Raw genomic sequence first — 21,863 nt, 5'->3', positions numbered from 1 at the left:
TGAAAGTTTGATTGAACTGAATATAAAAAAACCCGAGCGTAATTTTTTTTGATTTGGGGTAGGAAAAAATGAAACCTAATTGTTATATAGTCGAATACAAGAATAATGAATAGAGAAAAACTCATATCAAAATGGTTAGATAATAATTTAACTGATGATGAACTTTTAGCATTTAAAGCGCTGGAAGATTACGATCATTTGATGAAGTTAAATAGGGAACTTCAGGGTTTTAAAGCTGATGACTTTGATTCCCGGAAGGAGTTCAATAAGGTATTATCGGCCATTAAAAGTGATAAATCAAAACCAAAATCTCACTGGTATCAGCCCCTGCTGCGTGTGGCGGCTATTTTAGTTATAGGTTTTGGTATCTATTATTATGCAACCACATTAGACACGACCATATCTACCGATTTCGCGCAACGAACTACCATTGAATTACCGGATGCCTCCAGCGTTGCCCTCAATGCAAAATCCACATTGGTTTACAATAAAAAAGGATGGAAAAAAGAACGCGATGTCGAACTCATTGGCGAGGCTTTTTTCAAGGTCTCGAAAGGATCTACATTTAGTGTGATTACAACAACGGGAACCGTAACAGTTTACGGTACCGAGTTTAATGTAAAACAAAGAGACAACTACTATGAAGTTATATGCTACGAAGGTTTAGTTGGGGTTACTTATAAATCTCATGAAACTAAATTGAATCCTGGAGACAGCTTTTTAATTATAGATGGGAAACAAATTGCTAAAGAAAAAGAAATCCGCACAACGCCTTCGTGGCTAAATAACGAAAGTCGATTTAACAGCATACCGTACAAAGCTGTAATTGCTGAATTTGAAAGACAATACGGGGTTTCCATTACGCTTTTAGGTATTGACAGCACACAAATATTTACCGGTGGTTTCTCACACGACAATATAGACCTTGCACTACAATCAATTACCTTACCTTTACACCTAACCTATAGTAAAGAAAATAATTCTATTATTTTAAAGCGTGAGTAAAAAAGGTAAACTTTCTCTCTTTATTGTCATATTTTTTTTGAACATACACCTTGCTGCTTCTCAAAACGTTCAGAAAGAAGAATTAAGTCTTACCACAATTTTAAAAACTATTGAAAGTCTGTATGATGTCAGTTTTTCATATGTGGACGAAACAATAAAAGGGATTACATTAGAATTACCCGATCGTGACTTCACCCTAATTGACATTTTAAACTTTATAAGTTCTGAGACGCAACTTAATTTTCGGTTATTGGATAACCGATTTATTGTTGTTACTTCAAAAGCCAGGGATAAGGATTCAAATTTTACAACGCAGCAATTGGAAGAAATTGTCGTTGTAAATTACCTGACCACTGGTTTAACCAAATTAAATGATGGCAGCCTGACCATAAAACCTGAATCTTTTGGTATACTTCCCGGACTTATTGAACCTGATGTATTACAAACCATTCAGGCACTACCAGGAGTATTCAGCTTGGATGAAACGGTTTCCAATATCAATATAAGAGGTGGAACGCATGATCAAAATTTGATTCTTTGGGATGGTATTAAAATGTACCAGTCAGGTCATTTTTTTGGTTTAATATCGGCCTTTAATCCATATACCACCACATCAGTAAATGTGTCAAAAAATGGTACCCCCGCGAAGTATGGTGACGGTATTTCCAGTATTATCGATATGCGACTCTCCAACGCTGTTGATCAAAAATTCAAAGCCGGCTTAGGGTTTAATTTAATTAATGCCGATGGTTTTGTGAAAATTCCATTATCGAACAAAACGGAACTGCAGTTGTCCTCAAGGCGTTCTGTAACTGACCTGATTGTTACCCCAACATACGATCAATATTCAAAAAGGGTATTTCAAGATTCAGATTTTAACCAAAGTAATGATGCCTCCATTTCTACAAATGAGACCTTCTATTTTTACGATATCACTGCTAAATTTTTATACGATTTAAGTAAGAAAGACAAATTACGATTTAATATAATGGTTGTTAACAACTCGCTGGATTACGATGAACAGTCTACCACCAACGACCGCAATGAGGCCTTAAACAGCAAATTGTTGCAACAGAATCTGGCCACAAGTGTATCCTATATCCGAAACTGGACCCCGAACCTTTCATTAAATGCTCAAATTTATGTTTCTAATTACGATCTTGATGCTACCAATTTCGATATCATAAACAACCAAAGATTAATTCAGGAAAATGAAGTTTACGATGGCTCTGTTAAATTAGATATCAATTATAGCATAAGTCAAAACTTTAAGGCAAATATGGGTTATCAATTTACAGAAGTTGGAATTAGCAATTTAGAAGATGTGAATAATCCTATATTTCGTAGTTATATAAAAGAAGTTATTCGAAGCCATTCAATTTATGGAGAAATCGCTTTTTTATCTAATAATGCGAAAAGCAAATTAAATTTTGGGACGCGGCTCAATTACTTTAAAAAGTTTGATCAACTACTTGCTGAACCTCGCTTAAGTTTGAGCCATCGATTTTTAAATAATTTTAGAATTGAAATTTTAGGGGAATTAAAAAGTCAAACGACCTCACAGATCATCGACTTACAGAATGATTTTTTAGGAATAGAGAAAAGGCGCTGGGTATTATCCAATAATAATACTGAAGTTAAGGTCTATGACAACGTGACTGTATTTCCAGTTCCGATCTTGAGAGCTAGGCAAGCTTCAGTGGGTATTCACTATAATAGAAATAAATTATTAGTCAGTGCGGAAGGCTTTGTTAAAAAAGTAAATGGCGTAACCAGCAGAAGTCAAGGGTTTCAAAACCAGTATCAATTTGTTTACGACACGGGAAGCTATGTTGTAAAAGGAATTGATCTGTTAATCAATAAACAGTTCAGAAATAGGTTTAGTACATGGCTAAGTTACACCTACAGTAAAAATGATTACACCTTTTCTGCTCTTAATAATGGCAATCCATTCCCCAACAATGCCGATATTCGACATGCTATGACCTTTGGCAGCATTTATACCTATGATGATATCAAGATAGCACTTGGAGTTAATTGGCATACAGGTAGGCCAACAACAAATTACTTGGATGTAAATGATAGCTCCACAAATCGAGAAATAATTTATGAATTGCCAAACAGTAGTCGTCTGAAGGACTATTTGCGCACAGATTTTTCGGTCTTATATTCTTTTGATATTTCAAATTCCTCGAAAGCTACAATTGGAGCCTCAATTTGGAATGTGTTGAATAGAAAGAATATTATAAATACCTACCATATCCTTAATGAGGATACTGATAATACTATCTCTACGATTGAAAACCAATCGTTAGGCATAACACCCAACATAAGTTTCAGAGTAAATTTTTAATGGGGTGTATGGCATTCATAGCAGTGAATTACGAACAAAAACCCCCTTGTGAAGCATTTGGATTTTTAATAATTTGAACTAAAATGATGAAGATGAAAAACAAAACACTATTTGTACCAATTAGTCTGGCTTTATTGGTATTGACCTCAAGCTGTCGTGAAAAAACCAAAGCAGCTGAAATCGGAGATATCGAAACCGTGGCTACTGCCGAAGAAAATTCGGAAACCTTTAGAGCCCTACCTCATGAATCGACGATAACCTGGTCGGGTTACAAACCAACGGGTTCTCATACAGGAACTATAGCTTTAAACCATGGCAAATTTACCGTAACCGACGGCGTAATTGAAAGCGGGATATTTACTATTGACATGGCTTCACTTAAAGATTCTGAGGGTAATGCGCGATTGGAAAAACATTTAAAAAGTGAGGATTTTTTTGAAGTTGAAAAACATCCTGAATCCGTATTTCAGGTTACCGGTGTTGAAACTGCCAATGGCAAAACCCTACTATCAGGAAACTTAAAAATGAAGGACACGACGAATAATGTCACTTTCCCGATGACACTTATTCACAGGAACGATACCATTATCTTAAGAAGTGAACCATTTACAATCGATCGTTCTAAGTGGAATGTAAGATTTGGGTCAAAGTCGTTTTTCAAGGATTTGGGTGAAAAGTACATCGATAATGATATAGAGCTGACTATTGTTGTAAAAGCAAGCAAAGAATAGCAGATGACCTTTTGAAGAGAAGAGAAGAAGTGCTTGGGATTTTCAAGCCGGGGAAAGAAAAGCTATTCCATTATCACATTACTGTATTTAGCATTTACTACGATACTCTTCCCCGAATTTAAATCACCACTGGAAAAGGATATGTTATTATCTTTGAGCATTTTTTCAGGATGGGTGAATTTCGTGCGATCGCCCTTGAACTGAAGTTTATATTCTGTTTTAGGAAGCACAATCACTGCATTTGTATTCCGGATAATAGCATTTAAATTAGTAAAGGTGTCATCTATTTTTAAAATTTGTAAATCACCTATACTCCCATCTATAATCGCATTGCCTTTGAGATTATCAATTTTAATATTTGATGAATTGGAATTCAATACCATTTGTCCGACATTTTCCAAATTAGCCTGCTCGACATAGTTAAGCGTAAGCTCCCCAACATTCCAATTTGCTACTTCAACTGGTGAATAGGTGGCATTAATGGAGGTTCGACCTCCATTAATGCTTTCAGCTATAAATTTAGTATACGACAAGTCTGCTTTTAAATTATCGATGCGTGTTGCCAACTTCAGTTCACCATGTTTTACATTGAGTTTCAATTTGGCCCCTTTAGGCATTTTAATCCTTATCGTCTTTTTAACCTTGGAATGTGATTTACCATGCACTAATCGTTCAATCTTAATCCTCCTCTCATCCGCTAATTTCGAACGTTTTTCATGTAATTTTTCACGCACTTTTTCACGTTCCTCTCTTATTTTCGATACCTGTTCGGCTCTTTGCTCCATCTGCTCAGCACGCTGCTCCATCCGTTCGGCTCGCTGTTCCATTTGCTCTGCAAAACGCTCTCCCCAAACTTCCATTTTTTTACTATATTCCTCACCAAATTTCTCTCCCCATTCTTCCATCTGCTTGGCATACTTTTCTTCCCATTCTTTTCCGAACTTTTCACCCCATGCTTCCATTTTCTTCTCAAAATCTTTCCCAAACTTCGATTCGAATTGTTTCGTGAATTCCTCCAGGTATTTATCGCCGTCTTTTTGATAAGCCTTGTAGTCAAAGTGAAAATTAGTCATCCCTTTTGGTAATTCCGGTAATTCCGGAAGTTCTGGCATTTCTGGCATGGCTGGAACTTCAGGGATCTCAGACATGGTAAAATCAAAATCGAAGTTCATCTCTGGCATATCAGCCAATTCAAACTTTAACTCCTCTAAAATAGCATGAACTGCCTCTCCATCCTGGTTATTGAACCTGTGTACCCAAATACCATGTCCATTGCCTTTGGTATTGATAGTTATCAAATCGTTTGAGGCATCTATTTCAACCGACCAATTTTCCAACACTTCTTCTAATTCCTCTTTACTAAGGTCCTCACCTTCTATAAAGGCTTCAATTTCTACTGTATTTTTATTCCAGGTATCAAATTCGATGTTACAATAACTCGTATTTAAATCGATAGTTACATCCTTGTCCACTTTTATCGATTGTGAAACTTTGGTTAACTTTTCCTGTGCCATAAGGCCCGAAATAGTAAAAAAACAAAGTACAAATAACTTTAATTTTATAATTGACTGTCTCATTTTTTGATTGATGTTTTACGCTGACAGTGATTTTTGTTCAGCATGTGTTTCTGTTGTTTTAAATTCTTTCAATTGTTCTCTAAGACGATACAAAAGATTTAAACGAAATTTCAAGTTATCTATAAGTGCATTAACTGTTAATTCGGTTGGTCCATCCTCAGTCAGTACTGTTGATAAGCGCTGATATTCCAGATTAAGCTCTTCTAACTGTTTTAAATAACCCTCAAATAAATCTTTGGTTTCCGGCGTATACTGAATTTTTGATAGTTCTAAATTGATACTGGCTAAATAATAATCTTCAACCTTCTTTAATCCAGGAGAAACATCTCCTAATGTTTTAGTTTCAGAGGCATTAGCCACTTCTGTATTCAAGTCAACCTTATTGAAAGTTGAAAAATACGTGAATGCGCCATAGCTTAAGCCTAGGACCAATACTACGCTGGCCGCAATATTGTACCATTTTACGGATGCATTGTTAGCTTCCGGTAAGGCTTCATTCAGCTTTTTAAGAAACCTTTCCTGGTGATCTTTCGGCATGACCTTATCCGAAATTCTATCATTCTTAAACATGTCTCTAATATCCTGTGCCATAACCCTGAATTGTTAAAAGTTCTTTCAATTTAGATCTTCCCCTAGATAATTGAGTCCGCGATGATACTTCAGAAATTTTTAAGATTTCCGATATCTCTTGATGATCATAACCTTCAATTAAATAGAGCATCACTACATATCTATATTTATCCGGCAACTTATTTATTGCGGTCTTGACATCGTTCAATGTCGTTGTGTCGTCTACTAACCATTTGTCGTCATTTGAAGTATCGACAACTTTTAAGTGCACCTCATCTAAGTCAATGAGTCGTTGTTTTTGAGCTTTCAAGAAATCGATACATTTATTGACTACAATACGTTTTAACCAAGCTCCAAAAGTAACCTCAGCCTTATACTGATCCAGTTTTGTAAAAGCTTTAATAAAAGCTTCCTGTACAACATCCTCAGCATCATTTGAATTTTTCAAGAATCGCATGGCAACAATATACATACCATCGCAGTACTGGTTGTATAACTGCAGTTGTGCCTTGCGATTGTTTTGTTTACATTTTTTAATAATGTCAACTTGAAACATGCTTTGGTCTACTTTTTGATTTCAGTTAGTTCAGTTTAAAAGACGAGACAAAAATGTATCTGTTGCAAAAACAGTTAATTTTTTTTTTTCAATGTATAACAAAGCTAAATAAATATGCGTTTGCATGTTACAGTTTGATCGTATTTAAAGTATCTTTACATCCTTAAAAATTGCTCTAATTATGAATACTTTTTTAAAGCGACTTATGGCGTTTCTTTTTATTGTTGCCATAGGTGTTTTTGTTTATTCTTATCTAAATGATGGCTTTCAAAAAAGAAAAAGTCCTAAAAAAACAGTCAGCTTTAAGGTGGATGACTTAAAATTGGAAGTGTTTTATAACAGACCTTCAAAACGTGGCAGGGAAATATTTGGTGCCTTGGTTCCGTATAATCAGGTTTGGCGAACGGGAGCAAATGAGGCTACGACATTTTCTACCAATAAAGCATTAAACATAGGAAACGCCTCACTAAAAGCCGGTAAATACACCTTATGGACCATTCCGAATGATACGGCATGGCAGGTTATTTTCAATGCAAAACAATACGAATGGGGTGTAGATCACGAAACTTTGAAACCCATGCGTGATGCAGTATATGATGCTGTAAATGTGTCGGTCCCGGTAAAACATATAGATGATGTTGTAGAGCAATTTACCATTGCTTTCGACAATTCAACTGATAATCTGTATCTAACAATGGCCTGGGACAACGTAAAGATTGAAGTCCCGCTAAAATAGTTTTACCAATAATTAGGGTATTAGTTAGGTCTACTTTCATAAATGCTTCTTAAAAAAGTAAACACTGTAACCAGTAACATTTCTAAAACTAAAATTGTAAATTAGTAATACATTTGTTTACTCGTGCCTAAAAAGAAAACATCCACCACTGCAAGCCATAGTGTTTCTAAATCGGAAATTACAAATCTTAAATCGATTGATTCCCTAAAGAAAAAAAGAAGTGAGCCCATCGTGGTATCAAAACTGGTAAAAAATTTAATAAACCAGGATATTTCGGCCTTAAGTAAGGCCATTACCTTAATTGAGAGTAAAAGTCCGAAGCATTCAAAAAAGGCAAAATTGCTTTTAGAGGCATGCTTACCACATGCCAACCGGTCCATAAGGATAGGTATTACAGGAGTTCCCGGAGTGGGGAAAAGTACTTTTATTGAAGCATTTGGAACCTATTTGACAGGACTGGGAAAACGAGTAGCCATTTTAGCAATTGACCCGAGTAGTTCCATCAGTAAGGGCAGTATTCTGGGTGACAAAACCCGTATGGAGGCTTTGGTGAAAGACAAAAAGGCCTTCATACGACCTTCAGCTACGGGAGAATCTTTAGGTGGGACAGCCAGAACGACTCGCGAATCGGTGGTCCTCTGTGAGGCCGCCGGTTATGATATTATAATCATTGAAACCGTTGGTGTTGGACAAAGTGAGACCAAGGTGCGCGGTATGGTAGATTTTTTTCTACTATTAAAATTAGCCGGTGCAGGTGATGAACTTCAAGGCATTAAGCGCGGTATCATTGAATTAGCTGATGCCATAGCGATAAACAAATCGGATGGTAATAATGTTAAAGCTGCATTATTCGCCATGAAAGAATTTAAACGAGCGCTACACCTCTTTCCGGCAAGGGATTCGGGATGGTTCCCCAAGGTTATGACCTGCAGCGCCCTTCGAAATGAAGGGATTTCAAATATTTGGAATATGATAACAGAATATGTTGAATTAACGAGGAACAACGGTTATTTTGATAAAATCCGACAAGAGCAAAACAAAACCTGGCTAATTCAAACTATCGAATCGCGATTAAAATCCAGATTTTTTAATGCTGACATCATAAAAAAGGCACTTCCAGAGCAACTGGACCTAATAGAAAAAAACAAAATCACACCATTTGCTGCCGCAGATTATTTGCTAAGCCTCAGTGAAATGTAAAAACAGCTAGGCATATACTGTTTACATAAAGTTTGCTTTATACCAAGCAACCTGCTGTTCCACGGCTTTTAATAAGGAGGTTTTCGGATGGTATTCCAATACATCTCTGGCTTTATCAATAATTGCCTTAGTACGAAATTGATCACCTGGTCTTTTTGGAATGATATTTAATCGAATGGGCTGCCCAATAACCTGTTCTACAACTTCAATCCCATAACCGGTAGTAAAATCTTTGTCGGATCCCAAATTTAAGATTTCCCCGTTCAAAATCGATTCTTTGCCAATAACACTGACTATTCCATCGACTATATCACCGACAAAGGTAAAGCTTCTCAAATGTTTGTCGCTTCCTTCAAATAAAGGAAAAGGCTTTCCCTCTAACCCCAATTTTATTAATTTGGCAAACATCTTTTCCGGACGTTCACGAGGACCTATTACAGAAAACAATCTTAAAGAGCAGGATTTTAAATTATGACATCGACTTTGCTGAAGCACCAATTGTTCAGCAGCCAGTTTTGTAACCCCATAGAATGACACTGGTTTTGCAGGGGCGTCTTCCGGATGTGTAGCCTCTAAACCATATACCGAAGAGGTACTAATATTTACAAACAATTTTAAGTCAGGTAATTCCAAAGCATAATCCACCAATGCTTTTGTTGCCAAAACATTATTATCCAAATAATCCTTAAACGTAGATGTCGATGAAATTCCAGGTTGTGCCGCGAAATGAAAGATATAGTTAATATCTTTTGGTAGCACTTCAGGAAGATCTAAATCATTTAGATTCTTGTGAATAACTGGTATTTGAAGGGTCCTTAGGCTCGTTTCATTTAACTTTTTTAAGTCAACATCATAATGTGATGAGAAATTATCAACCCCAATAACTTGATGACCCAACGCATGCAAGGCCTCTGCAGTATGTGAACCGATAAAACCGGCTGCCCCAGTAACTAAAATTTTCATTTTTCAATTCTGTTTCTTGAGGTGTCGAATCGTTTTAACAAACCCTGAGCCAGCTTATAAAAGACAGATCCTGAGAAAACCCCAAAGATTAATCCACAAATAATATCTAATGGGTAATGTACGCCTACATAAATTCTGCTGTAGGCAACAAGAAGACTAAAACTAATTAAGGCAAAAAGAAGCCATTTATGTTGGGATCTCAACATTAGTCCTCCAAAAATAGCTACCGCCATGGAGTTTGATGCATGTCCGGAAAAAAAACCATATAAACCGCAGCGCACTGCAATAAACCGCATTTGATCCATTACAACTTCGGTCCGACAAGGCCGATGTCGTTCAAAAGTACGTTTAAACAAATTCGTAATCTGGTCTGTAAAGGTGATCATCAATGCAACTACGACTATCAAGAGCAAGGTATATTTTAATCCAAATTTCCGATACAGCAACACAAAAAGGACAATTCCCATTAGACTTCCAAATATGAACTTATTCGTAATGGCAAGCCAAAATCCGTCCCAGGATGGAGATCCTAAGTTATTTAAATACAAAAATAGTTCGGTGTCGTAATGTAAAATTTGATCTAACATCTGAAATTTTATTCTTCGTAATTGGCAATTTCTCTATCATAGAACTGGGTCGCCATTAAAATTGCATTTTCCGTTTCCGATTCAAGTTCCTTCTTGTCCTCTTCATGAAAATCTTCAAACCATTCGACCTCATCATTTTCCAGGTTAATGATAAACCTTGGGAACTCGGTATGAATTACGAAGATGGCATTGGGGTATTCGGTGTTATCTCCTAAAATAAATTTTGGTAAATCCATGGATCGCATTTTAGTTGTTTGACAAAATTAATTTTTTAGTTAGATAATTAAATCTAAGATACAATAATATGGCGGCGGTTGTTAAGCCTGCCAATAAGCCTAACCAAATACCAAAACTACCATAGGCCTCTTCCTTCCCTAAAAACCAACTCACAGGAAAACCAACCAACCAATAAGAAACAAAAGTTATCAGTGTCGGAATCTTAACATCTTGCAAACCTCTTAATGCCCCCAGAACAATTACTTGTATACTATCACTTATCTGGAATACCGCTGCTGCAATTAAAAGATTCGAGGCTATCTGCAATACCATGGTATTATCATTCAAGTTAATCACATCGTCGTAATCTAAATACAGTTTGGGTAATTGATTATGAAAGGCAAAGAAAAAAACTGCAAAACTTATGGCAAACAGGGTTCCCATTAGGAACAATGAAAACGAAATACGTCGCAGCTCTTTATACGCCTTCAAACCTTTCTGATTACCCACCCTTATCATAGAGGCAACGCTTAACCCCATTGCGACCATAAACGTCATAGACGACAGGTTGAGAGCTATTTGATTTGCTGCTTGCGGATTCTTGCCTAGCAAACCACTTAGCCAGATCGCCGCAGTAAAAATAGCAACTTCAAAAAACATTTGCATTGAACTTGGCGCACCCAGGTTAATTATTTTCCTCATCATTAATTTGTTTAAAACAAAGAATTTAATCTGGGTGACATAGGCTTTTGATTTCTCCTTACCTTTTAATAAGTACCATAAATAACCCACCATTATAAATCGAGATGCTAATGTTCCATAGGCCGCACCTACAATACCTAAAGACGGAAAACCAAACTTACCAAAAATTAAAATATAATTGAGTATGACATTCACAATGTTCGCCAAAAGAGTAGCATACATGGGATATTTGGTCATCGATAAGCCATCACTAAACTGCTTGAAAGCTTGAAATATCACCAAAGGAATTAAAGAAAAAGCCACCAGATCTAAATATGGAATGGCAAGCACAACAACCTCTTCCGGCTGTTTCATAAAAAACATCAATGGTTTGGAAAAGAACACCATCAAAAATAGAAACACCCCCAGGGCTGTACATAAAACTAAACCATGTTTGAAGGCAGATTTTCCTTTTAAGAAGTTATTTGCTGAATCGGCTTCAGCTATCAATGGTGTAATGGCAGTGCTAAAACCAATACCCAATGACATCGCAATAAACATAAAACTATTACCCAGGGATACTGCTGCCAACTCTGCAGTCCCCAGCTGTCCCACCATAATATTATCTATAAAACTAACAAAGGTATGGCCTAACATGCCAAGCATAACGGGAGCAGCCAATTGCCAGTTGTATTTAAACTCTTTGGTGTAATTGTTTAATAACATCAGGCAAAAATAAACTTTACTTCTCGGTTATATTAAGGTTTGAAAAAAAGATTTAGTCAAATAGGACTCAGAATTGTTAATAAATATAATTAATCTGCTTATAACCAATGGTTTATTTTTTATACCTTTGGACATCAGAAGATTCCCCGACCATATACCGAACCTGAAATTATAAAAATATATATAGGAACATTTAGCTTTTATTTTATAGGGATTAAAAAATACTTCAAGCTTATACGTTTCGATATTGAGAGGGGAAAATCAATTTTTCCCCTTTTTGTTATCTGGCTTTTGATTAAAATCACATATATGAATCGACTATGTCTCTTTTATGCTCTGTTAATTTTTATCAGTGGATATTCTCAACAACCTCTGGTTACACCTTTTATACCTGAAATGGTTCAGAAATTTCCAAATGTAAGGGATCTCACCATGTCGCCCGATGGCAACGAACTTATGTTTACTGCTCAGAGCATAATGGGAAATCTTTCGACCATCATTTATTTAAAAAAAGAAAATGATTCCTGGGGTCATATGCAAACGGCTCCCTTTTCGGGTCAGTATTTTGATTTGGAACCTTGTTTTTCACCAGATGGTTTAAAACTTTATTTTGTATCATCGCGTCCTTTATCCCCCAATTTAAAGGAATCCAAAGATTTTGATATTTGGTATGTCGAGCGTACTTCCCTAAACGAAGGATGGTCTAGGCCAAAACATATGGGGCATCCTATCAATACGGCATATGGTGAATTTTATCCATCTCTTGCCGAAAATGGAAATTTATACTTTACCAGAGATAATACGTCTCTGGATCGGAAAGATGACATTTACATGAGCGAATACCATAGCGGGACCTATCTGGAACCTCATCCATTGCCTGAGAGCATTAATTCGAAGAGCTATGAATACAATGCCTATATTGCTCCTGATGAATCCTATTTAATTTTTGGCGCTTATAATAGAGAAGATGGTTATGGCAGTGGTGATCTGTATATAAGTTATAAGACCGGAAATAATTGGTCAGTTGCCAAAAATATGGGTGACATTATAAATTCAAATAAAATGGATTATTGTCCCTTCATGGATACAAAAAATGGTATGCTCTATTTTACGAGTAAACGGGATAACACCAAAACCCAGTTCAATGCACACCTCTCCATTGAAGACTTATTTTCAGAACTACATCGGTATGACAATGGATTAAGCAGATTGTATCGCATAGCTGTTGATACCTTAAAAGTAAATAAGTAAGCCTTATTTTATTTTGGTGTTATACCTAAATTCATTTTCAAATGGAAAAGCCTGATGAGGAAGGGAGTTCTTATAAAAGCCCTCAAAATACCATTTGAATGTGGTAAGTGTACTAAAGATTGGGTATCTTCCTTTTGGCCTCTTCAAACTCACTCAGAAGCGTCTCGACAATTTGAGCTACAGGTTTGACATCATGGATCAACCCGGCTATCTGGCCTATTTCCAATTCACCCTCATCCAGATCACCCTCAAACATACCTTTTTTGGCTCTGGCCCTACCTAATAATGTTTTCAGTTCATCTTCGGTTGGACCCTTTTTATAAAGCTCTTGTATGTCATGATAGAACTTGTTTTTTATCAAGCGAACCGGGGCTAATTCTTTTAATGTTAATTGGGTATCACCTTCTTTTACGTTTACAACGGCTTCCTTGAAATTCAGGTGTGATGAACTTTCTTCACTGGCCGCAAAGCGACTACCAATCTGTACACCTTCTGCTCCTAAAACCATAGTAGCCAGCATAGCTGCTCCGGTAGCAATCCCTCCTGCTGCAATTATTGGAATATGAATCTGCTCCTTGACCATTGGGATTAAGGCCAAAGTTGTCGTTTCGTCACGACCATTATGACCCCCTGCCTCAAATCCTTCGGCAACGATGGCATCAACACCGGCATCCTGAGCCTTAAGGGCAAACTTCGCACTACTCACTACGTGTACCACTGTAATACCTCTTTCCTTTAACCAGGTTGTCCATGTTTTCGGGTTTCCAGCTGAGGTAAAGACAATTTTGACATCTTCCTCAACAATGATATCCATGAGATCATTAATATTGGGATACAACATGGGCACATTCACTCCAAAGGATTTATTGGTCGCCAGTTTACATTTCTGAATGTGTTCACGAAGCACTTCCGGATACATGGATCCCGCGCCGAGGAGGCCTAGTATTCCCGAATTACTCGCAGCCGAAGCTAATCGCCAACCACTGTTCCAAACCATCCCAGCCTGAACTATGGGGTATTTAATATTGAAAAGTTTTGTAATTCTATTAGCCATAAAGCCTGAAGTATTAAAAGAGTTGAAATTTAGACATTTTGGGAGTATCCTGAAAATTCAAGTGTCATTTCATGAAAAATGACCTTCTTCAGAGATTCGTTTTATCTCAAATATTCAGTTCTACGCAATTACTCCCGAACCCAGCAACTCATCCTTCACATACCAGGCCACAAATTGACCCTCCGTAATGGCAGATTGTTTATTTTCAAACTCGACATAAAGACCGGAATCAACTTTATGAAGCACGGCTCTTTCTAGAGCTTGTCGATACCGAATCCTTGCCATAACCGACATCGTTTCACCTGGACGAAGTGCCATATCTTCTCGAATCCAATGCAATTCATCATTACTTACGAATAACACCTTTTTTAATAAGCCGGGGTGTTCTTTACCCTGTCCGGTGTAAATAACGTTTTCCTTCACATCGGTATCAATCACAAATAAAGGATCGGGAGTACCTCCAACGGCCAATCCTTTTCGCTGTCCTTTGGTAAAATAATGCGCCCCTTGATGCTTACCTACAATGGCACCATCTGACACTTTATAATGTATCTTTCTTGAAAGGTATTTCAACTTTTCCTCCTCTGAACGAAAATGCGTTTCAACCTCATGAAAGACTTCTTTACTTTCAGGTATTTCAACAATGATCCCCTCCTTGGGTTTTAATTGTTGTTGCAAAAACTCGGGCAATTTAACTTTTCCAATAAAACACAAACCCTGGGAATCTTTCTTCTCCGCTGTAACTAAATCCAGTTTTGCCGCAATATCACGAACTTGAGGTTTAGTGAGTTCACCAATAGGAAATAGTGCTTTGGCTAATTGGTCTTGGGATAGTTGACACAGAAAATACGATTGGTCTTTATTTTTATCAACACCGGCAAGCAATCTGTGAACATATTGTCCATTTTCTAAAACCGTTTCCTTTCTGCAATAGTGTCCGGTCCCAACAAAATCAGCGCCCAACTCCATAGCAATTTTCATGAATACGTCGAACTTTATTTCCCGATTACAAAGCACATCCGGATTTGGTGTTCTGCCTTTTTCATATTCATGAAACATATAATCGACAATGCGTTCCTTATACTGAACACTTAAATCTATGGTTTGAAAAGGTATATTTAATTTTTCCGCAACTAACATTGCGTCATTACTGTCGTCTAACCACGGACATTCGTTTGATATGGTAACAGAATCATCATGCCAATTTTTCATGAACAAACCAATAACCTCATAACCCTGCTCCTTTAATAGATAGGCAGCAACACTCGAATCCACACCTCCTGAAAGTCCTACAACGACACGTTTCATGATTACAAAAAATTAGTGTGCAAAGATAATGATATTAGGAAAACCTACATTATATATGCGATTTTCATTGGTTGAACGGTATTTTGTTTAAGAATTTTTAATTTTTTTTGAACAAATACTTGTTTATTGTTTAATTTATTTTTACTTTTGCTAAACAAAACAATAAAATTACGCACTATGAAAATTACAAAAGTTTTTAAAATTATGGTTCTTACGCTCACGATTAGCGTAATGAATTTGTCCTGTATGGATGACGATGCCCCAGTAACCATCAACCCTCAGGAGATGACAATTACGGAGCTTGCACTGGCTTCTCCGAACTTGAGCGGTCTAGTAGAAGCCTTAAACAGGGCCGATGGGAATTTAGCTTCAGTACTCAATGGTTCAGGACCATTTACAGTTTTAGCTCCGACCAATGACGCATTTCAAGCATTACTTGATAGCGAACCATCATGGAATCAAATTTCCGATATCGATCCGGCTGTTTTACAACAAGTACTTTTGAATCATGTGATTTCAGGAGATGTGAAATCTACGGATTTAGTAAGTGCCGGTAGCGGTTATGCTAAAACGAATGCGGACGGTGCCGGAGGCGAAAAAATGAGCCTTTATTTTGATACCAGCAACGGAGTGATGTTTAATGGGACAGCTTCTGTTGTAGAGAATGGTGCAGATATCACTGCGATGAACGGTACCATTCATATTATAGATCAAGTAATTGGATTGCCATCCATTGCGACCTTTGCAGTTGCCAATCCAGATTTCAAAATTGTAGCTGGTGCTTTAACACCAGAATTGGTTAATGTGTTAAGTAGTCCTGGTACGTTCACCGTATTGTTACCTGATAATGATGCCTTTGCTGCGCTACCTAGTATTCCAACCGGAGATGCCTTGGTTAATGTACTTTTGAACCATGTTTTAGGTGATGTGGTAATGTCTTCTACTTTAGTTGACCTAGGTGCAGGATATTCCAATACATTGGCCACAGGACCTGATATGAACTACCTAAGTTTATATTTTGATGCAACTGATGGTGTTATGTTCAATGGATTGTCATCCGTAACTGAAGCGGATATTGTAGCTACTAACGGGGTAATCCATGCGGTCGATCAAGTGATCACTTTGCCAACTATAGCCACTTTCGCAGTATCGAATCCGGCTTTATCACTGTTGGTTGAGACTTTAGCTTATGCCGATTCTGGAACACCAACGGTACCTTACCTGACTACTGTATCCGACCCGAATGCAGGTCCATTCACTGTATTCGCTCCAACAAATGACGCCTTTGCTGACTTATTGGCAGAGCTTAATGCGAGTGCGCTTACCGATATTGCTACCGAAACTGTTGACGCCGTGTTGTTACATCATATCGTTGGTGCCAATGTGCAATCCGGTCAGTTGCAATCCGGACCAGTTCCAACCTTAGGAGGAGATGTGACTGCAGATACCAGCAATTTTACAATTATAGATGCGAATGATCGTGTTTCAAATATAGTAACAAGTTTAATAGATATTCAGGCGATAAATGGAGTGGTACATGTCATTGACAAGGTTATATTACCACCAACGCCATAAGATTTCATTTTTTGATTAGTTTGGTTTGTTGATGTTCATAGACAGCGTAAATGTTCTCTAAAATTGTCTATGAGAAAGAAGCTCCCCATTATTGGGGAGTTTTTTTGTATTTACCATTTACTTTCACATATTTTGGCTTATAGGTAAAATCCTTTTCTTTTACTAAAAGGCCCTGTTCATAAAACTTCCATACCCCTGTTTTCTTGCCTTTCTTATATTGACCCTCTGTTATTAGATCTCCCTTAGGATTGAAATATTTAGCCGGTCCATGAAGTTCACCCTTAACATAAACGAACTCTTTTAATACCACACCTTCCTCGGAATACCATTTGCACACACCTTCTAATTTACCACTATTATAAATTTGTGATTCTGCGAGTTCGCCGTTATCATAATAAACGAATCGTTCTCCATGGAGTTCACCATGCTCGTTATAGTGTTCTAAGGTCAATACATCTTTTCCATTATTTTGATAATATTTCCAGGTGCCGACATAAATTTTACCATTCAATTCACCTTCGCTTATCAGTTTTCCGGAATCGTTATAAAATGTAACGTTGGCGCTATGGTCAGACCGATTAAACACCTTGGTCGCCGCCAAAATTGGTTTGCCGTCAACATTCTTGTAAAACTTAAATGTTCCCACTTCCTTTCCATGAAAAAATGTGCCTTCATAGCGCAATACCTCCGTCCCTTCATAATGCTTTTTCCACACCCCGTGGCGCTCGCCATCAGCATCAAACTGATTGATCTCCTGGGCCGATATAATGAAAATACCCAGTAAATAGAAAATGATAAATATCTTATGATTCTGCATATTCTCTGATTTAATACATTCTAAAAACGGTAAAATTTTATTCAAATTATACCTGACAAAAAAAAGCTATCAATTACATGACAGCTTTTTGTTATACTTTATATTCTCATCTGCGTTTTTGCGACTGTTTTTGTTTTTCCGCCTGCTCCATCATTTCTTTCATTTTTCGTTGAAAGCGATTTTCCTTTTTCGGCTTCTTTTTATTTTCCTGAATCTTGGCATGTATTTTATCTTCATCAATAATATAATTCTTGATGACCAACATGATACCGATGGTAATCAAATTGGATATGAAGTAATACAAACTCAAACCAGAAGCATAGTTATTAAAGAACACCAACATCATTAAAGGTGAAAAATAAATCATATACTTCATCATCTTACCCATGTCAGGCATACCCTCCTGGGTAGGCTGAGACGCCATTTGCTGCCCGGTTGTCATGCGCATGTAGAAGAAAATAGCCAGTGAGGCCAAGATCGGAAACAAACTCACATGATCGCCATATAGTGGAATTCGAAACGGAAGTTCCGCAATGGTGTCGTATGAAGATAGATCTTCTGCCCAAAGGAAACTTTTTTGTCTTAAATCAAATGCAGATGGAAAAAACTGGAACAAGGCATAAAAGACCGGCAACTGCATTAAAGCCGGCAAACATCCTGCCATTGGACTTACTCCTGCTTTACTGTATAACGCCATAGTTTCCTGCTGCTTCTTCATGGCATTATCTTTATATTTATTTGAAATCTCTGTAATCTCAGGTTTAATAACTTTCATCTTAGCCTGAGAGACATAGGACTTATAGGTTACCGGGGACATGACAATTCGCACTAAAATGGTCATCACGATAATGGCAATTCCGTAAGGCAGGAAGCTGCCGAGAAAACCAAACAGAGGCATGAACACATATCTGTTGATCCAACCAAAAATACCCCAACCAAAGGGAATAAGCTCATCCAGGTTTCTATCGTAAGCGGTTACAATTTTATAATCGTTGGGGCCATAATACAAATCCATTACATTATTGAATTCACCACCTTCCAATTCCAATGGGATGCCCGAGGCAAAATTTTTAGTATAGAGTGTATCCACATCTTCATCCTGAACTAAATTCTCAGCTTTTATTCGTACCGTTTTAAACGGCGTGTCAGTGAGCAGTACAGATGAAAAGAAATGCTGCTTATAACCTATCCATGAGACCTCTTTTATATCCTCATCGGCATCACGGGCTCCCGTATAATCATCCTTATCACCTTCGTATTGATAATGGATATCGGTATAACGGTTTTCGTATGAGATACTTTTGGCATGACGGTACCCTTTGAGATCCCAATCCAATTTGATCTCCTGTGAACTGTTAATAATACCATTTAATCCCTGAGACCGTATTGTAAAACCAATCATATAATCATTTGGTTTTATGTCGTAACGGTACTCTAAAAATTTACGCTCGGAAACCTTAAGTTTCATAGAGACTATAGTATTATCCCCGCTTTTTGTAACGGATGGGGAAAAATATAAATCTTTAGTGTTTAATATTCTACTATCCGAGGTACCAAAATTGATATTGAAATTCGCATTGCTGTCTTTTATCAGGTAGATTGGTTCATCGTTATAATCGACAAATTCCTTTAACATCACTTCAGACAAATAGCCTCCTTTATTACTGAATTTAAGGGCCAATAAATCATTCTCAAAAACGACATCCTCATCCGAGGCATTCATGGCAGAATAGGCAAATGCCCCTAATGCATTTTGAAACTTTACAAATTGTAGGGAATCTGTAGCTTCACCAATAATGACCTCATCGATGTTTGCATTAACCGGAGCTTGTTGCTGCTTTTCCTGATTGTTATCTGTTGCTTCAACCTGTTCCTGTTTCGCCTTTTCCTGTGCTTCAAGTTCCTCAGGGGTCGGCTGGTTTTGCCACAGCATATACATTAAAATTCCAAAAATAAGGATAAACCCAATGATAGAATTAATGTCTAATTTTCTTTCTTCCATAGTTGTGTTAAATCAATTAAAAACGATTCCCTACTGCATCTTAGCTTTGTCATGTTGCCTTTTTCCGGCTCCAATCAGGAATGTTAATCGCTTAGCAAAAAGCCGTCCAAACCTATTACTGTGCCATACTGACACCTTTCTTTTTTGTTTTATGTTTTAAGGCAGCCTTCACAAATGCCACAAACAAGGGATGAGGACGCGCTACAGTACTGCTGTATTCCGGGTGATACTGAACCCCAATAAACCAGGGATGTTCCGGTATTTCAATAATTTCAACCAATCCGGTATCCGGGTTAAGACCTGTTGCAATCATTCCAGCGGCCTCAATCTGTTCTCTATAGACCCCATTAAATTCATAGCGGTGTCTATGACGTTCCTTTATGGTTTCTTCCTTATAGATATTATATGCTTTGCTTCCCTTTTTTAAATCGCACGACCAGGCCCCCAGTCGCATCGTACCGCCCTTATCTGTTATGGATTTTTGTTCCTCCATGAGATCGATAACAGGATTCGGGGTATCAGGATTCATTTCTGTTGAATCTGCATCCGCAATTCCCAAAACATGACGTGAAAATTCTATGACTGCCATTTGCATACCCAGGCATATGCCGAAAAATGGGATATTGTTTTCTCTTACGTATTTTACGGCATCTATTTTACCTTCAATCCCGCGCTCTCCGAAACCAGGAGCCACAAGCACACCATCGAGGTGCGATAACTTTAATTTAATATTATCAGTATTTAAATATTCAGAATGGATCGATTCCACATTCACTTTCACTTCATTTTCCGCCCCGGCATGAATAAAAGATTCTAAAATGGATTTATACGAATCCTGCAACTCGACATATTTACCAATTAAACCAATATTTACCTCCGTTTTAGGGTTCTTATGTCTTTTCAAGAACGCATTCCAACCTTTAAAATCCGGTGTCCTGCATTCTAATCCCAATTTTTTTAAAACAACTTTATCCAATCCTTCATCCAACATAAAATTAGGCACATCGTAAATCGTTGAGGCATCAATCGACTGGATAACCGCATTTTCCTCAACATTGCAAAATAAGGCCAGTTTTCGACGCAGTTCATAGGGTAGTTCATGTTCTGTACGGCAGACCAAAACATCGGCCTGTACCCCACTCTCCATCAAGGTTTTAACACTATGCTGCGTGGGTTTTGTCTTTAACTCTCCGGCAGCCGATAAATAGGGTATCAAGGTCAAATGGATTACAATTACATTCTGCTGACCCAAATCCCAACGCAATTGTCGTACCGCTTCAATGTAAGGTAAGGACTCAATATCACCAACGGTTCCCCCTATTTCTGTTATTACAATATCGAAATCACCTGAATTACCCAATATCTGTATACGATCTTTAATCTCATCGGTAATATGGGGTATCACCTGTACCGTTTTTCCTAAAAACTCCCCTTGACGCTCTTTCTGGATGACACTTTGGTATATGCGGCCGGTAGTTACATTATTGGCCTGACTTGTTGGTGTATTTAAAAAACGTTCGTAATGTCCTAAATCCAAATCGGTCTCTGCACCATCTTCTGTAACATAACACTCACCATGTTCATAAGGATTAAGAGTGCCCGGATCTACATTGATATAGGGATCGAACTTTTGAATTGTAACTCGGTACCCCTGTGCTTGTAACAATTTCGCTAAAGATGCTGCTATAATTCCCTTTCCCAAAGACGATGAAACACCTCCCGTAACGAAAATATATTTTGTAGTGTTTGTCATGATGCGCTTATAAACGCAGGCAAATTTACAAAATTAAAACAGTTATACCCGAATAAGTTTTTAGATATTTATTGCACTTTATCAACAATAAACCATCCAAGTCATATGACTTTAAGTCCTTAATGGTTTTGATATAAATCAAGCAAATTGCCCCCAAGTGAAACAGTGGATGCTTTGAAAAGGACAGCAAAAAAGAGATTAA

Annotated in this window: 19 protein-coding genes; 7 read left to right on the top strand and 12 right to left on the bottom strand. The window is 37.4% G+C overall.

Annotation, left to right across the window (positions count from 1 at the left end):
* Positions 1 to 105: 105 nt before the first annotated feature.
* The 3 genes from MR041_RS07795 (at position 106) to MR041_RS07785 (ending at position 4,089) form a co-directional block, all read left to right on the top strand.
* Entirely contained in the window at positions 106 to 1,005 is a 900-nt protein-coding gene (locus MR041_RS07795; RefSeq protein ID WP_242093056.1) for a FecR family protein, read from the top strand.
* Positions 1,006 to 1,042: 37 nt separating this feature from the next.
* Positions 1,043 to 3,358, top strand: a complete 2,316-nt coding sequence (locus MR041_RS07790) for a TonB-dependent receptor plug domain-containing protein (RefSeq protein ID WP_242093055.1) — start codon at positions 1,043 to 1,045, stop codon at positions 3,356 to 3,358.
* Positions 3,359 to 3,450: 92 nt separating this feature from the next.
* The gene (locus MR041_RS07785; protein ID WP_242093054.1) at positions 3,451 to 4,089 is read left to right on the top strand and encodes a YceI family protein; all 639 of its coding nucleotides are present in this window, start codon (positions 3,451 to 3,453) and stop codon (positions 4,087 to 4,089) included.
* Between the two features lie 62 nt (positions 4,090 to 4,151).
* On the opposite strand, the gene MR041_RS07780 is transcribed toward MR041_RS07785, so the two are convergent.
* Genes MR041_RS07780 through MR041_RS07770 form a run of 3 tightly spaced genes read right to left on the bottom strand, consistent with a single transcriptional unit; the run spans position 4,152 to position 6,792 of the window.
* Positions 4,152 to 5,666, bottom strand: a complete 1,515-nt coding sequence (locus MR041_RS07780; protein WP_242093053.1) for a YggN family protein — start codon at positions 5,664 to 5,666, stop codon at positions 4,152 to 4,154.
* Between the two features lie 15 nt (positions 5,667 to 5,681).
* Positions 5,682 to 6,257, bottom strand: a complete 576-nt coding sequence (locus MR041_RS07775; protein ID WP_242093052.1) for a hypothetical protein — start codon at positions 6,255 to 6,257, stop codon at positions 5,682 to 5,684.
* Entirely contained in the window at positions 6,241 to 6,792 is a 552-nt protein-coding gene (locus tag MR041_RS07770) for an RNA polymerase sigma factor (RefSeq protein ID WP_242093051.1), read from the bottom strand. Before MR041_RS07770 ends, MR041_RS07775 begins: the two co-directional genes overlap by 17 nt.
* 181 nt (positions 6,793 to 6,973) lie before the next feature.
* Here MR041_RS07770 and MR041_RS07765 point away from each other — a divergent pair, with 181 nt between their 5' ends.
* Positions 6,974 to 7,528: a DUF2911 domain-containing protein gene (locus MR041_RS07765; protein WP_242093050.1), complete on the top strand. Its 555-nt coding sequence runs from the start codon at positions 6,974 to 6,976 to the stop codon at positions 7,526 to 7,528.
* Between the two features lie 123 nt (positions 7,529 to 7,651).
* Positions 7,652 to 8,728 carry a methylmalonyl Co-A mutase-associated GTPase MeaB gene (meaB, locus tag MR041_RS07760; RefSeq protein ID WP_242093049.1) on the top strand — a complete coding sequence of 359 codons (1,077 nt, stop codon included), beginning with the start codon at positions 7,652 to 7,654 and terminating at the stop codon, positions 8,726 to 8,728.
* A gap of 21 nt (positions 8,729 to 8,749) precedes the next feature.
* Here the strand turns inward: meaB and MR041_RS07755 are convergent, their stop codons facing one another.
* From MR041_RS07755 to MR041_RS07740, 4 genes are read right to left on the bottom strand one after another with little or no spacing between them, the layout of a single operon-like run.
* The gene (locus MR041_RS07755) at positions 8,750 to 9,691 is read right to left on the bottom strand and encodes an NAD-dependent epimerase/dehydratase family protein (RefSeq protein ID WP_242093048.1); all 942 of its coding nucleotides are present in this window, start codon (positions 9,689 to 9,691) and stop codon (positions 8,750 to 8,752) included.
* Positions 9,688 to 10,278: a phosphatase PAP2 family protein gene (locus MR041_RS07750; RefSeq protein ID WP_242093047.1), complete on the bottom strand. Its 591-nt coding sequence runs from the start codon at positions 10,276 to 10,278 to the stop codon at positions 9,688 to 9,690. The genes MR041_RS07755 and MR041_RS07750 overlap by 4 nt, the downstream gene beginning before the upstream one ends.
* Before the next feature lie 8 nt (positions 10,279 to 10,286).
* Positions 10,287 to 10,514, bottom strand: a complete 228-nt coding sequence (locus MR041_RS07745; RefSeq protein ID WP_242093046.1) for a hypothetical protein — start codon at positions 10,512 to 10,514, stop codon at positions 10,287 to 10,289.
* A gap of 10 nt (positions 10,515 to 10,524) precedes the next feature.
* On the bottom strand, positions 10,525 to 11,901 hold the full coding sequence (locus MR041_RS07740; protein ID WP_242093045.1) for an MATE family efflux transporter: 1,377 nt from the start codon (positions 11,899 to 11,901) through the stop codon (positions 10,525 to 10,527).
* Between the two features lie 309 nt (positions 11,902 to 12,210).
* On the opposite strand from MR041_RS07740, the gene MR041_RS07735 reads away from it, so the two are divergent.
* Positions 12,211 to 13,152: a TolB family protein gene (locus MR041_RS07735; protein ID WP_242093044.1), complete on the top strand. Its 942-nt coding sequence runs from the start codon at positions 12,211 to 12,213 to the stop codon at positions 13,150 to 13,152.
* A gap of 112 nt (positions 13,153 to 13,264) precedes the next feature.
* Here the strand turns inward: MR041_RS07735 and MR041_RS07730 are convergent, their stop codons facing one another.
* Both MR041_RS07730 and mnmA read right to left on the bottom strand, forming a co-directional pair.
* The gene (locus MR041_RS07730; RefSeq protein ID WP_242093043.1) at positions 13,265 to 14,206 is read right to left on the bottom strand and encodes an NAD(P)H-dependent flavin oxidoreductase; all 942 of its coding nucleotides are present in this window, start codon (positions 14,204 to 14,206) and stop codon (positions 13,265 to 13,267) included.
* A 120-nt stretch (positions 14,207 to 14,326) separates the two neighbouring features.
* A complete protein-coding gene (gene mnmA / locus MR041_RS07725; RefSeq protein WP_242093042.1) occupies positions 14,327 to 15,514 on the bottom strand; it encodes a tRNA 2-thiouridine(34) synthase MnmA in 1,188 nt (395 codons plus the stop codon).
* Between the two features lie 177 nt (positions 15,515 to 15,691).
* Here mnmA and MR041_RS07720 point away from each other — a divergent pair, with 177 nt between their 5' ends.
* Positions 15,692 to 17,089 (top strand): fasciclin domain-containing protein, encoded by a 1,398-nt coding sequence (locus MR041_RS07720; protein ID WP_242093041.1) that lies wholly within the window; start codon positions 15,692 to 15,694, stop codon positions 17,087 to 17,089.
* A gap of 88 nt (positions 17,090 to 17,177) precedes the next feature.
* Here the strand turns inward: MR041_RS07720 and MR041_RS07715 are convergent, their stop codons facing one another.
* The 3 genes from MR041_RS07715 to MR041_RS07705 all read right to left on the bottom strand — a co-directional run bounded on the left by MR041_RS07715 (position 17,178) and on the right by MR041_RS07705 (position 21,661).
* Positions 17,178 to 17,906 (bottom strand): toxin-antitoxin system YwqK family antitoxin, encoded by a 729-nt coding sequence (locus MR041_RS07715; RefSeq protein ID WP_242093040.1) that lies wholly within the window; start codon positions 17,904 to 17,906, stop codon positions 17,178 to 17,180.
* A gap of 106 nt (positions 17,907 to 18,012) precedes the next feature.
* Positions 18,013 to 19,908, bottom strand: a complete 1,896-nt coding sequence (gene yidC / locus MR041_RS07710; protein ID WP_242093039.1) for a membrane protein insertase YidC — start codon at positions 19,906 to 19,908, stop codon at positions 18,013 to 18,015.
* A gap of 115 nt (positions 19,909 to 20,023) precedes the next feature.
* Positions 20,024 to 21,661, bottom strand: coding sequence for a CTP synthase (locus MR041_RS07705; protein WP_242093038.1), 1,638 nt, complete (start codon positions 21,659 to 21,661; stop codon positions 20,024 to 20,026).
* Between the last annotated feature and the right edge of the window lie 202 nt (positions 21,662 to 21,863).

Source organism: Aestuariivivens sediminicola, from assembly GCF_022662015.1.
Lineage (GTDB): Bacteria > Bacteroidota > Bacteroidia > Flavobacteriales > Flavobacteriaceae > Aestuariivivens > Aestuariivivens sediminicola.
The sequence above is the reverse complement of the archived record's forward strand: the minus strand, read 5'-3'. Positions and strand labels throughout refer to the sequence as shown.